A 12,942-nucleotide genomic window follows, 5' to 3' on the forward strand; every position below is an offset into this window, starting at 1 on the left:
TCTTGGTGCGTCAGTAGAGTTGTGAATTGTTGTCACCCTGGATCGCGTCATAGAGAGCCCGTGCCGCGATCTCAACGGATGGATAGTCAACTCGCACCTCGAGCCACGTAAAGGCGTCGGGCTCAGAACGTAAGTCCCACAAGTCTCGAGCCTCTATTAAACGCGCCGGGTCTCCAATCTTGTTTCTCCTGCTATCGGTCTCGAGCGCGTATTCATCGAAGTGCATTGTTACGTGGCGAAGTTTCGCTAGGCCCGGGTTTGCAGAGTCGAAGGCCTCTATCGCCGGAGTGACGCTGGTGGGACTTCCGTCGATGCGCTGTGACATTACGGCCGCCAGTCGCAGGCGCCAAAGCTGGACGATCAGCCCCGACGCATCGACCCGTTGCACCCCGGACCCTTGCTCGTCGCGCGCGTAAGACTGACGCAACCGTGAGACTTGCATCTGAACTCCGAAGTGCGACTGCCAGGCTAGAAACGTCGAACTTTCACGCGTCTCGCGGTTGGTAGCCATGGTCGCTCCGTTCAAAATGTCCAGGGGTCACACTCTGAACCCAAACATTCTCGCACCACCGTTTGAATGACTAGGCCAAACCCGCGATTCGTTTACCCGAGCAATGACGGTCCTCTGCCGGGTGCATTGACGAGTTGCTCCATTGTTGAGGTCGCTCAAGCCGCTAATCTCGACTCGCGGCAGCTAACTCTCTACTGTTTGAACGCCCCACTTCAGCACTTCATCGGCCAGCGATTCCCAGCCGGGCTCGCTGCACAGCAGGTGGGCGGCGCCGGCGCGTTCGCGGTACTCGGCGCTGTAACGCTTGGCGACGCGCCTGGATAGCGACGGCGGGATCAGGTGGTCGTGCTCCGCGCCCACTACTAGCAGCGGCGCGTTGATCGAGGCCTTGCTGATCTTCGCCTGCCCGGTCAGCGAGCCGACCGGAATCCCGCGCGCCTCGGGCACGCAGATCTGAGCCCACAGGGCATCGGACTGCTCGCGCGGGAGCGTGTTGCCAAAGCAGTAGCTCCACCGGTCGGCGTCCATCTCCAGCGGCCGCGACCGGATGAAGAACGCCGTGTGCGGGAGGTTGGCCCGCAAGAAGTCCGGTCGTAGCGACAGCATGCCGGTGGGAGGCGCAGGGCTGAGTGCGACTCCCGCGGCGCCGACGCCGTCCGCCAGTAGCGATTGCACCACCAGCCCGCCGATGCTGTGGCCCACCAACACCAGGTCCTCCTTGTGCGTGAGCTGACTACGCACCGCCTTGACCACGCCGGTGTAGTCGAGGGCCCGCAGGTCCGGGTGGACGACGGCGCGCGCCTGGGCAGGGTCCGCAACTCGTCCCGGCCACTCGGGGACCACGACGTCGTGCCCGGCGGCGCGAATGCGTTCCGCCCACGGGTCCCAACTGCTGGAATTCATGTACATGCCGTGGATCAGAGCGAAGGTAGTCATGGGGAGAGCCTAGAGGCACATGGCTGTCTGCCAGCACAAACGCTAGGCGCCGGCGGCGAGCCGTTCGAGTGCCGCGGTGGCCTCCACCGCTCGGTCGAAAGGCACAAATATGTGATCGTGATGAAAACCCGCGACAACGTTCGCGCTAATCCCCTGGTCGGTGAGCGTCTGCGCGAACGCGGCGGTGAGGCCCACAGCCTCCAACGCCGAGTGCACCTCAAGGGTGATGCGCGCACTCGGGAACTCATAGTCCAGGCCCAGCTCATCGCCGCGCGCCTGCGGCAGCACCACGGTGAGCCCCTCCGCCTCGCGAACGGTGACCACTGCATCGGGTACCTGCGTGCCGAACGGGACCGTGGCCCACACGTAGACCGTGGACTCCAGCCGGGGTCGCATGGAGGCGATCAGGGTGGCGAGGTCGGTTTCTCCAGACATCCCGCAAGCGTAGCCGCCCGGGCTACGCGTCACTTTCGCTAAACAGGCGGGTTCGGACGGTGAGTTCCGAGCGCAATCACGCTCGGAACCCTAGCCAAACTTCCGTACCAGCAGTGCAGCGCTTTAGCGCAACACCGCCCCGAACTCGCTCTGGGCAGCTCCAATGATCGCCTCGCGCACACCCAGCACCTCGTCGGCACTCAACGTCCGGCCCGGGGCGCGCATCACCACATTCACGGCTAGCGACTTCTTACCGTCGCCCACCTGTTCGCCCGTGTAGACGTCGAACACCCGTGCGCGCTCCACCAGGTCGCCGCCCGCGGCTCGCACCGTGGCAACGAGGGCAGCGGCGGTCACTGAGGCATCCACGACGAACGCGAAGTCCTCCTTGGCCAGCGTGTGGCCCGAGACGGGCGCAGCGGCCGTGATGGAGCCCTCGCTCAGCGCGATCATGGGGTCCAGCACCAACTCGAACAACACCGTGCGCGCGGGCAGGCCCAGGGCCTCGGCCACCTTGGGGTGAATCTCCCCCGCGTGGCCCGCGAGCGAGCCGTCCGGCAGCGTCAGCTTGGCGCAGCGGCCTGGGTGCCACGGCATGTGGTCAGCATCGGCCTGAACCGTCAGCTCGACGCCCGCAACACCGGCGACGCGCTGGGCCATCGCCACGGCATCGGCCCAGTCGAACGCGGTGGCGGGACCGTTCCAGCCCGCCTGAATGCGGTTGCCCGACATGATGCCCGCCACTCGGCGCGGCTGTCCTGGCAGGACCTCGTTGAGCCTGATGACGTCGTCCGGCGTGATGCGGCCGTCGCTGACGTCCACCGCCACGGTGCCGATGCTAGAGGCGCGGAAGGCGCGTCCCAGCTCGTAGACGGCGACGTCCTGAGCGCCACGGCCCAGGTTCACCTTGACCGCGTCCACCAGGGTGGACAGCAGCGAGCTGCGCATGAACGGCTGCGCTGCGCTGATGGGGTTCGCCACCCGCACCAGGTCGCGGCGGACGTCATCGGCCGGGATGCCCATCTCGTCGAGGCGAGCCTCGGAGACGAACGGGTACGTGAGGACCTCAGTCAGGCCCGCCTCGGCGAGCGTGCGTGCCACCGACTTGCGCACCTGCTGCGAGTGCGTGTAACCGCGCCCGGGAGGCGCCACGGGCAGCACCGAAGGCAGGTTCTCGTAGCCGTGCAGGCGTCCCACCTCCTCAACAAGGTTGATGGCCGCCTCCAGGTCGGGCCGCCAGGTGGGGGGCGTCACGATAAGGCTTTCGCCGTCCCGGTCCACCTCACAGCCGACCTTCTCCAGCGACGTCACCACTTCATCGGCGCCGATCGTAATGCCCACAATTAGCCCCGGGTAGGCGACGTCCATGTGGATGGGCGCGGGAGCGACAGTGTTGTCGAGGTCCGTCCAGACCTCGTCCAGCTCTCCCCCGCCGTACTGCTGCATGAGCCGCAGCGCGCGCTCGATGGCCACGGGGGCCAGCTGCGTGTCCACACCGCGCTCATAGCGACGCGACGCCTCGGAGCCCAGCTTGTGACGACGCGCGGTGCGCGCAATCGTGATGGGGTCCCAGTGTGCGGCCTCGAGCAGGATGTCCGTGGTGGTGTCCGAGACCTCTGTCGCGAGACCACCCATCACTCCTCCCAGGCCCACCGGCCTGGCGCCGTGCCCGCCGGTCGAGTCGGTGACCAGAATGTCTTCCTCGCTCAGCGCGCGCTCGGCGTCGTCCAGCGTGGTGAGCTTTTCCCCGGCCGATGCCCGGCGCACCACCAGCGGCGCCGTCACCTTTGCCAGGTCGTACGCGTGCAGCGGGTGGCCAAGTTCGAGCATCACGTAGTTGGTGATGTCAACGGCCAAGGAGATGGGGCGCATGCCCGCCTGCGTGAGGCGGCGCTTCATGTACGCCGGAGACTCGGCCGTCGGGTCGAATCCGCGAATGACTCGCGCCGCGAAGCGGTCGCAGCCCACGTTGCCGCGGATGGGAGCCTGGTCCTCGATGGACACGGCAAAGCCCTCGCCGGTGGTTCCATCAACGCTGGTGCCGGTGACCTCTATAGCGGCGGGGTCGCGCAGCTCCTGACCGGTGGCGTGCGAGTACTCGCGGGCCACGCCGCGCATCGAAAAGCTGTAGCCGCGGTCGGGCGTCACGTTGATCTCGATGGTCTGCTCGTCCAGGCCCATCAGCGGGATGGCGTCCTGGCCGGGAGTCAGGTCAGCGACGTCGTGGCCCTCGCCCCAGACGGGTCCGCCGGACGGGGACGCGAGCACGATGATGCCGTCGTGGTCCTCGCCCAGTCCCAGCTCCTTGGAGGAGCAAATCATGCCGTGGGACCAGTGTCCGTAGGTCTTGCGCCCGCCGATGGGGAACGGTCCGGGCAGCACTCCGCCGGGGAGGATGCAGACCACGTAGTCGCCCTCCACGAAGTTGTGCGCGCCGCAGACGATGCCCTTGGACTCGGGGTACTCGATCTGGTTGTCGGGCTTGTGGCCGGGGCCGGCGGGGTCGTTGTGCTCACCGACGTCAACGCGGCAGTAATTCACCGTCTTGCCGTTCGACGCGGTCTCCTTGACCAGCGTCATGACGCGGCCCACCACGAGCGGGCCGGTCACGGCGCCGCCCTCGATGCCCTCTTCTTCCAAACCGACGCTCACCAGAGCATCGGCAACATCCTCGGCGGAGGAACCCTCCACCAAGTCAACGGACTCCTGGAGCCACTTCAACGGGACCTTAGGCATGTCTAGACCTCCATCCCGAACTGCTGCGAGAAGCGCACGTCGCCCTCGACCATGTCACGCATGTCTGTCACTCCGTGACGGAACATCAAAGTCCTCTCCACACCCATACCAAAGGCAAAGGCGGTGTACTGCTCGGGGTCGATCCCGGCGGCGATCAGCACGTTCGGGTGGGTCATACCGCAACCGCCCCACTCGATCCAACCGGTGCCGGAGCACGTGCGGCACGCGGTGTCCTCGCCCTGGCACACAAAGCAGCGCAGGTCCATCTCCGCGCTGGGCTCCGTGAACGGGAAGAAGTTGGGGCGCAAACGCGTCACCGCATCGGGCCCAAAGAGGCTGCGGGCAAACGCGTCGAGCGTGCCCTTGAGGTGGGCCATGGTCAGGCCCTTGTCCACGGCGAGGCCCTCGATCTGGTGGAACACCGGCGTGTGGGTCGCGTCGAGCGCGTCCGTGCGGAACGTCTTGCCCGGGCACACCACATAGATGCCGCGGCCGTCGTTCACGAGCGCGTCGCGGCGCTCCAGGGCAGCCCGCACCTGCACGGGCGAGGTGTGAGTGCGCAGCACGATGCCGGCCTCGGGCGGGTCGATGAAGAACGTGTCCTGCATCTCGCGGGCCGGGTGGTCGGGGTCAAAGTTGAGCGCGTCGAAGTTGAACCACTCCGCCTCCATCTCCGGCCCCTCAGCCACCTCCCAGCCCATCGCAACGAACGTGTCGCACATGCGCTCCTGCAGGGACTCCAACGGGTGACGTGCGCCCGTCATGGCCCGGTTCACGGGCAACGTGACGTCAACCGCCTCCTCGACCAGAACGCTAGCGTCGCGCTCGGCCTCGAGCTCGGCCTGGCGGGCCTCGAGTGCCTTGTTCAGGCGACCGCGAGCCATCCCCATGTTCTTGCCGGCGGCGGCCTTGTCCGCCGGCTCCAGGGCGCCTATCTGACGGTTGGCCAGAGAGACGGGAGCCTTGTCGCCGGTGTGAGCCAGGCGGGCTTCCTTGAGGTCATCCAGCGTGGTCGCGGCGGCGAAGGCTGCAAGCGCATCGTCTACAGCCGCGGAGACGCCATCAGCGTCCAACGGTGACAGGTCAGTCATGTCTGCTTTCCAGGTGGGTTAAAGATTCCAGACAATCCTACCCGGCACCCAGGGTCCCGCTGGTGGGTCCCGCGCCTCAGGCGAGCAGGCCGGCCAGCAGGAACAGGATCAACGCGCCGACGAGCGTGTTCACCACCGGCAGGATGATGCGCACGGGCCGGGGCATCTGGGGGTTCTTCACCACCGACACATTCATGAAGAACAGGATCACGGCGAGCGGCAGCCCCACAATGGGGTTGAGGAAGATCAACACAAACGGCACGAACATCAGCACGCGCAGCGCGGTGTCTACGTGGGCTCCGATCGCATAGATCGGCACATCGTCGAGGTAGATCTTCTGGAAACCGGGGAGGATCCCGCGCGAGGACAGCTTCGATGTTGTGCCGGAACGCATCGGCACGGCCCAGCCGCCCTTGGTGCGCTTGACGACCTGTCCGCCCACCCTGACCTTGTAGAACACGCCCAGCACGCCGTCCACCTCGACGGTGTCGCGCGCGCCCGGAATGTCCAGCTTCTGGACGTTGTCCATCTCTACTCCCTCAATGTGAATATGCAGAGAGTACCGCGACTATGTGTCGAGACTGTTGCGCATCCCGGGTTCCGACTCCTCATCGTCGCCGGTGCCTGGACGCTCGTAGCGGTACGTGGCGCTCTTCTGCGTGCGCTTGCCCTCGAGCAGCGCCGCGTCGGCCTCGGCCAGCAGGATGTCGAGGTCGAATGCCCCGTAGCGCGTCAGCGAATACCCGGCGGTGATGCCGACCGTCTCGCCGCCTGGCGCCTGGGTCTGCACCGTGTGCTCAACGGCCTCGCGAACGCGTTCCACCACCGACGGAATTGACCGCAGGCCCGGGATGGTCTGCATCATCACGAACTCGTCGCCGCCCATGCGCGCCACCACGTCCGCCTCGCGTGACGCCGCCAGCAAGGCATCGCCGGCGATGGTCAGGGCAGTGTCGCCGGCCTCGTGGCCGAATGCGTCGTTCAGCGCCTTGAAGTTGTCCATATCGAACGCAGCCACCACGACGATGTCGCCGCGTAGCTCCGCGCGCCGCAGCAAGTCCGCACCTCGTGCGCGGAACTCGTGCCGGTTGGCCAGCCCGGTCAGCTGGTCCGTGCGCGCGTGATGGTTCATCTTGCGCAAGGGCCGCCACATCCGATACATCACGATCGCGACACCCGCCACTGTGAGGGCAGAGAAGGCGGTGATGGTGAAGATGGTGACCTGCAACCGGTCTAGGCCGGGCGAGAGCTCGCTTTGGTCGGCCTCGAGGTGCAGTATCCAGTCCAGGCCCTCGCTGGGCGGGAAGCCCCGCTCGAGAGTGATCCGGCCGTTGACCTCGCCGAACACGTCGCCCTGCGAGTAATCGGTGGCGACCGCCATGTCCTTGACCCCTATGTCGCTCGCCATAGGCACCTCACCAGAGAGCCCCGCGATCTCGCGCAGCCAGTCCTGATAGCTCGACGGTGCAGCGATCACCTGGCGGTCCGGCGACAAGACGAAGGCCTCCGCGCCCTCTCCCAACGGCAGGTTGTCAAGGATGGTCGCCATCCGATCGACGTTGAGGTCGGCTCCGATCACCGCCAGCAGTCCACTCGAGTCTCGGGCGGAGCTGGCGATCGAGGCGAACGTCACGTTGCTGTCGAACAGCAGGTAGGGCTGGGTCCACACTGAGTTGAGGGACTGCTCACCCGACTGGTACCAAGGCCGCAACCGTGGGTCGTATTTCGCGTCGAGGTCCTTGGTCTCCACAGGTGAGAACTGGGTGTCGTACGTCGTGACCGTCGCACTGTAGGTATGGTCCACCTCGACGCGCTGCGACACGAAACCCGTGCCCTCGTGGCTCACGGAGACGAAGGAGCCGTCGGGGAACCCGATGTAGGCGCCGCGGACGTCGGGCGCGCGGTCAAGATTGAGGTACAGCACCCGGGTGGCCTCGTCGAGCGTCATCCCGCCTGCGTCAATAACGGAGCTAGTCGTCGACCCCACCACCTGCTCGGCTGAGGCGGCGTAGCGCGCGATGCGTTCAGCGGTCAGGTCCCCCACGTAGGAGAACGTGTCCTTGGCCGCGGAGACCGCCTGGCGCTGGGCGACGAAGGCTCCCGCGATCGTGGCGATCATCTGCACCACAAGAATCAACACGAGCACGGATGCACCGAGCAGCAGCCCGCGTGAACGGCTCAGCTTGCGGCGCGGGCGCGGCGCTGTCTCGTTCATACCGCCACATTACGCGCGGGCGCGCACCCTACCGCGCAAATCCGTGGGACGCATGCGCAGTGTGTGACCGATTAGTCACCGAGATGCCCCGTATGCTGCCACACCAGCACTCTTCTAAAAGGAGGGGCGGAGAACTACCTTCGCTGGGCGCGTGCGCTCGCATAGAGGCAGACGGAGGCGGCGGTCGCGAGGTTGAGACTCTCCGCCTTCCCGTAGATGGGCAGGCTCACCACGGCGTCGGCGAGGGAGAGTTCGTCCTCTCGCAGGCCCCATGCCTCATTGCCAAACACCCACGCAGTGGGCTTGGCGAGGAACTCGGTACCGGCGTCGCCGTCACCCAGCTCTGAGGTTCCGGAGCCGTCAGCCGCAACAATCTGCAGACCGGCTCCGGCGAGCGCCACGAGGGCGTCGTCGAGCGGAAGGGAACGGACCACCGGTAGGTGGAAAAGGCTTCCGGCCGATGCCCGGACCACCTTGGGGTTGGCAGGGTCGACGCTCTCCCCTGCCAGCACTACGGCGTCCGCGCCAGCTGCGTCCGCCACGCGGATTGCTGTGCCCGCATTACCGGGGTCGCGGACGTTGCTCAGCACCATGATCAGGCGTGGCGGCGTGGCCGCACCGAGCACGTCGTCAAGAGAGACGCCGGCGTTGTCCAGTACTGCCACGACACCCTGGGCGTCGGGGCTCATCGCCTCGAGGACCTGCGGGGTGCCGATGTGGACGTACAACTCAGCCGCCTGAGCATCGGCGACAATCTCGCTGTAGCGGGTCGCCGCGTCCTCCGTGAGGTAAAGATCGCGGACGCGAGTGGGTGCGAAACGCACCGCCTCGCGTACCGCCTGCGGACCTTCGACCAGGAATCGGCCGGTCTTGGAACGCGCAGAACGCCCCGCCAGGGCCCGTACCTGCTTGACTCGCTCCGCTTTCGCGTTGACGAAAGTGGGCGTGAGGTCGGGCCCCGTGGGGCGCTCTGTCATAGCTTCGTATCGCTTACGCGGTCGGAGCGTTAACGTCGGCCGGAAGGGCCTTCTTAGCCACCGAGACCAGAGCAGCAAACGCCGCCGGCTCGTTGACAGCCAGCTCGGCCAGCATGCGACGGTCGACTGCAACCTCCGCCAGGTTCAGGCCCTGGATGAGACGGTTGTAGGTCATGTCGTTTGCGCGGGCCGCAGCGTTGATGCGCTGGATCCAGAGGCGACGGAAGTCACCCTTACGCTTCTTACGGTCGCCATAGGCGTAGACCATAGAGTGCGTAACTTGCTCTTTTGCCTTGCGGTAAAGACGTGAGCGCTGACCGCGGTAACCCGCTGCCCGCTCGAGGGTACTGCGGCGCTTCTTATGGGCGTTGACCGCCCGCTTGACGCGTGCCATTTTCTTACTCCTTGGTTCGAGAGGGGGGCGGTTACTTGCCCAAGAGCTTTTTGATCTTCTTCGAGTCGGGGGCGGACAGAATGCCGTCCACGGCGACGCGACGCTTGCGCGAGCCCGTCTTCTCCTGGAACTTGTGCACGTTCATCGCGTGAGCGTGCTTCACCTTGCCGGTGCCGGTCAACTTAAAGCGCTTCTTGGCACCCGAGTGGGTCTTGTTCTTCGGCATGACTGCCCTTTCTTGTCAGGCCGAGTCTTGCGACTCGACACGTAGTAACGGGCTACTCGCCCGAAGTCTCTTCGGCGGCCGGGGCCTCCGTTGCAGCATCGTCGGCCGTAACCGTCTCTGCTGCAGCGGTATCGGCTTTCGCCTTCTCCGCTTGACGCGCAGCGCGCTCAGCGTCCTCGGCTGCCTTCTTTGCTTCGCGTTCCTTGCGAGCGTCGTCGCGCGCTTCCGCCTTCTTCTTTAGCGGACCTAGCACGAGGGACATGTTGCGACCCTCCTGCGTGGGAGCGTTCTCGATGATCGACAGATCCGCGACATCCTCGGCGAGACGCTGCAACAAGCGGCGGCCCATCTCGGGACGCGACTGCTCGCGACCACGGAACATGATCGTGACCTTGACCTTGTCGCCGCCCTTAAGGAAGCGGATGACGTGGCCCTTCTTGGTCTCGTAGTCGTGCTCATCGATCTTGAGACGGAAACGCATCTCCTTGATCTCAGTGTTGGCCTGGTTGCGACGTGCTTCGCGGGCCTTCACAGCAGCTTCGTACTTGAACTTGCCATAATCCATGAGCTTGGCGACCGGCGGACGCGAGTTGGGTGCAACCTCAACCAGGTCGAGGTCAGCTTCCTGCGCAAGACGGAGCGCGTCCTCAATGCGGACGATACCAACCTGTTCGCCGGCGGGGCCGACAAGGCGCACCTCCGGGACTCGGATGCGCTCGTTGATGCGGGGCTCGTTGATGGTGGCTCCTTGTGTAGTCAGTTCCTACCGCCGGGCAGAGAAAAAGCCTCTGCTCGAATGCGAGCAAAGGCCACCAAGTACCGTTCCCTAGGTCGCGCTGCGAGGCGCGGCTCAGGGCCGGTGACATACCCCGATCCAGCTTGTGGTTCGAAGGTGGGAGGTGGACTCCACTTGCGCGCCGTGGGAGATCCCACGACCGGTCAATAAGAGACAATATCACTATGAGCGACATAAATGAGGCACCCGACACAAAAGAATCTCCCGACCGCTTCTTTGCGGACCCCCTCAATGATGCGGCACGCGACCTCTCGGAGGTAAACGCGGTGGAACTTATCTCCACCGTAAGCGTTCACCTATTGAGTGCAGCCGCACTGAGGTGCGGGCTGGCGGAGGACGGCGAGGAGTATCAGGACCTTGATGAGGCGCGAGCCATTATCAACGCCCTGGCAGGTCTCGTCACCGCGGCGGCACCGGACCTAGGCGACACTCACGCGAGATCGCTTCGGGACGGACTGCGGAGCGTACAGTTGGCGTTCCGGGAGGCTTCGGTTATTCCGGACATACCGGGTGAAGGTCCGGGCGAGAAATACACGGGAGCTGTGGCGTAATTGGCGGATGACACCTCAGAGAAGGACGACGACCGCCTAGCCGACGACTCTCGCGCTCTCTCGGTCGCTACCGATGACTCCCCCACGGGCGACGACCCGCAGCGCGCGCGGCTACGCCCCGTCAAGCCCCGTCGTCGCTGGCCCTGGGTAGTTGCCCTGCTGATCTCATTCGGCCTGCTCGCTACCTCGGCCGCCATGACCTACGAGATGAGCGAACGCTCCAACGAGTGGTCGGCGCAGGTCGAGGACATTACCGCCACCAGCTACGAGCTGGGCAACCAGGTCGCTGAGACCACGGCCCAGAACGTGACTCTGAACGACGAGATCGACCTGCTCGAGGAGCAGCTGTCCAATAATAAGGACACCGTCCTTAAGCTCTCGGACGAGAAGGCTCAGTGGCGCGACGACACCGAGTTCGCGCAGCAGCAGGTGGACGCGACGGCGGACCTACTCGCTAGCGCCGCGTCCGTCGCGAACGGTCTCCAGCGGTGCACAGAGGGCCAGCTCGAACTCATCAACACGATCACGGGTATCGAGGAGTTCGACCCCGAGGCAATCGCCCTGTACCAGGCCAGCGTGACGGAACTGTGCGACAAGGCCCAGCGCGCCAACGTCGAACTGCAAGAGGCGCTGGCGCAATGAACGGCATGAAACGACGCGCCGTCGCGGCGACGGCAGCCGCCTGCGCGCTCGCGCTGGGCGGGTGCTCGATGCTCCCCGAGGCTCCCGGCGCGCTTCCCACTAGCTTTGTCCCGGCGCCCACTGTCTCCCCCGGAGAGGGCCCGGGTGCCCTGTCCCCTGATGGTTTCACCTCGGCCCAGCGGATGACCGTGCGGGTTCGCAACGTCGGGTGCGGCTTCCTCTCGACGGGCACCGGCTTCGCGCTTGACGAGCACACCCTGATCACCAATCGCCACGTGATCGAGGACTCGAAGAAACTGCAACTGCAGACCTACGACGGACGGTCGATCACTGCCACCACGGTGGCATCGACCACCGTCGCGGACATTGCGATTGTCACCACCGAGGAGTCGCTCGGAGGCACGTTTGCCGCCGTCGCGAGCGAGGATCCCGTCGAATCTGATGTGATCACCGTAGTCGGCTACCCCGAGGGCGGACGGCTCAAAACCGTCTCCGGCGTCGTGATCGGCCCGATAGCGGACCCTCTCGGCAGCGCCGTGGGTACCGTCCTCGCAACCACCGCGGTTGTCGAGCCCGGCTCGTCCGGCTCGCCCGCCCTTAACGAAGATGGAGAGGTCGTGGGTGTGGTTTACGCCAAGAACGACGCCAGTCAGAGCTTCATAGTCCCGGTGTCCACCCTGGCCTCCCTGCTCGAAGAGACGTCGCTGCTGGTGCCCGAGCCGGCACAGTGCTAGGCATAACCCCATGAGCTCTCCTGACGACCCGCGATTCGCGGCCCCGCAGCCCCCCGCCCCGCGTGCGCCTAGCCCCGTGACCAGCAGTGCGCAGGGCTTTCCCGTGGTCGTGCCACGCAGCGGCCTACCCGTGTTCGCGCCGGTCGCTGCGCCGCGGCCTCAATCCCAACCGGCAGCCCAATTGCCGGCTGCGACTGATCCAGAGTTGCAGTCGCCGCCAAGCAGCCCGGTGAAGCGCTCACGCGCGCGAGTCTGGGTGGCGATCCTGCTGGTGCTGGCAGTCGCTCTCGCTGCATTGGCGGCCTACCTGTGGGTAGTGAACGCGCAGTGGCAGGAACAGAACGATCAGCTGCGCACCGACGTCGCGGACCTCGGAGCGCAGGTGACGGAGACCGACGCACAGGTCCTCGCGCTGGAGTCCGACCTCGCCGACGCGCAGGTCAACCTCGACGGGGCCACCGGAACCGTCACCGACCTGGCGGACGCGTCCGCGAATGCCAAGGATGAGGCCGCCTTCTTGTCGGAGCTAGCGGAGTCGTTCCGGGAGTGCTCTGAAGCTCAGGCAAACCATATTTCCCATCTGCAGAACGCCTCGCGGTACACGGCCTCGAGCCTCGCGGCCGAGGGTCGCGACGTCGAGCAGTTCTGTGACGGGGTCGCGACCACGTATGACGACTTCCTCACTGATCGCGGATAGG

15 protein-coding genes are annotated in these 12,942 nt (G+C 65.6%); 4 read left to right on the plus strand and 11 right to left on the minus strand.

Features of this window, described 5'->3' with window-relative positions; translation table 11 throughout:
* Positions 1 to 10: 10 nt before the first annotated feature.
* From ACQU6B_RS07765 to infC, 11 genes are all read right to left on the minus strand, one after another.
* Positions 11 to 511, minus strand: a complete 501-nt coding sequence (locus tag ACQU6B_RS07765; RefSeq protein WP_430866975.1) for a hypothetical protein — start codon at positions 509 to 511, stop codon at positions 11 to 13.
* Positions 512 to 694: 183 nt separating this feature from the next.
* Positions 695 to 1,447, minus strand: a complete 753-nt coding sequence (locus tag ACQU6B_RS07770; protein ID WP_430866976.1) for an alpha/beta hydrolase — start codon at positions 1,445 to 1,447, stop codon at positions 695 to 697.
* 42 nt (positions 1,448 to 1,489) lie between these two features.
* Entirely contained in the window at positions 1,490 to 1,882 is a 393-nt protein-coding gene (locus ACQU6B_RS07775) for an ACT domain-containing protein (protein WP_430866977.1), read from the minus strand.
* 123 nt (positions 1,883 to 2,005) lie between these two features.
* Positions 2,006 to 4,618 (minus strand): phenylalanine--tRNA ligase subunit beta, encoded by a 2,613-nt coding sequence (pheT, locus tag ACQU6B_RS07780; RefSeq protein ID WP_430866978.1) that lies wholly within the window; start codon positions 4,616 to 4,618, stop codon positions 2,006 to 2,008.
* A gap of 2 nt (positions 4,619 to 4,620) precedes the next feature.
* Positions 4,621 to 5,709, minus strand: coding sequence for a phenylalanine--tRNA ligase subunit alpha (pheS, locus tag ACQU6B_RS07785; RefSeq protein WP_430866979.1), 1,089 nt, complete (start codon positions 5,707 to 5,709; stop codon positions 4,621 to 4,623).
* 76 nt (positions 5,710 to 5,785) lie between these two features.
* Positions 5,786 to 6,238 (minus strand): hypothetical protein, encoded by a 453-nt coding sequence (locus tag ACQU6B_RS07790; protein WP_430866980.1) that lies wholly within the window; start codon positions 6,236 to 6,238, stop codon positions 5,786 to 5,788.
* Positions 6,239 to 6,277: 39 nt separating this feature from the next.
* Complete coding sequence (locus ACQU6B_RS07795) at positions 6,278 to 7,924, minus strand: diguanylate cyclase domain-containing protein (protein WP_430866981.1); 1,647 nt, start codon at positions 7,922 to 7,924, stop codon at positions 6,278 to 6,280.
* Between the two features lie 134 nt (positions 7,925 to 8,058).
* On the minus strand, positions 8,059 to 8,901 hold the full coding sequence (locus ACQU6B_RS07800; protein ID WP_430866982.1) for a TrmH family RNA methyltransferase: 843 nt from the start codon (positions 8,899 to 8,901) through the stop codon (positions 8,059 to 8,061).
* Positions 8,902 to 8,914: 13 nt separating this feature from the next.
* A complete protein-coding gene (gene rplT, locus ACQU6B_RS07805) occupies positions 8,915 to 9,295 on the minus strand; it encodes a 50S ribosomal protein L20 (protein ID WP_430866983.1) in 381 nt (126 codons plus the stop codon).
* Between the two features lie 31 nt (positions 9,296 to 9,326).
* Positions 9,327 to 9,521, minus strand: a complete 195-nt coding sequence (gene rpmI / locus ACQU6B_RS07810; RefSeq protein ID WP_430866984.1) for a 50S ribosomal protein L35 — start codon at positions 9,519 to 9,521, stop codon at positions 9,327 to 9,329.
* A 52-nt stretch (positions 9,522 to 9,573) separates the two neighbouring features.
* Positions 9,574 to 10,218, minus strand: coding sequence for a translation initiation factor IF-3 (gene infC / locus ACQU6B_RS07815; protein WP_430866985.1), 645 nt, complete (start codon positions 10,216 to 10,218; stop codon positions 9,574 to 9,576).
* Positions 10,219 to 10,481: 263 nt separating this feature from the next.
* On the opposite strand from infC, the gene ACQU6B_RS07820 reads away from it, so the two are divergent.
* From ACQU6B_RS07820 to ACQU6B_RS07835, 4 genes are all read left to right on the plus strand, one after another.
* Positions 10,482 to 10,868 (plus strand): DUF1844 domain-containing protein, encoded by a 387-nt coding sequence (locus tag ACQU6B_RS07820; protein WP_430866986.1) that lies wholly within the window; start codon positions 10,482 to 10,484, stop codon positions 10,866 to 10,868.
* Positions 10,869 to 11,510: a hypothetical protein gene (locus ACQU6B_RS07825; RefSeq protein ID WP_430866987.1), complete on the plus strand. Its 642-nt coding sequence runs from the start codon at positions 10,869 to 10,871 to the stop codon at positions 11,508 to 11,510.
* Positions 11,511 to 11,515: 5 nt separating this feature from the next.
* The gene (locus ACQU6B_RS07830) at positions 11,516 to 12,244 is read left to right on the plus strand and encodes a S1 family peptidase (RefSeq protein WP_430866988.1); all 729 of its coding nucleotides are present in this window, start codon (positions 11,516 to 11,518) and stop codon (positions 12,242 to 12,244) included.
* A 229-nt stretch (positions 12,245 to 12,473) separates the two neighbouring features.
* Positions 12,474 to 12,941: a hypothetical protein gene (locus tag ACQU6B_RS07835; protein ID WP_430866989.1), complete on the plus strand. Its 468-nt coding sequence runs from the start codon at positions 12,474 to 12,476 to the stop codon at positions 12,939 to 12,941.
* Position 12,942: the final 1 nt, after the last annotated feature.

The sequence above is a fragment of the Demequina aurantiaca genome, assembly GCF_050598105.1.
GTDB lineage: Bacteria > Actinomycetota > Actinomycetes > Actinomycetales > Demequinaceae > Demequina > Demequina aurantiaca_A.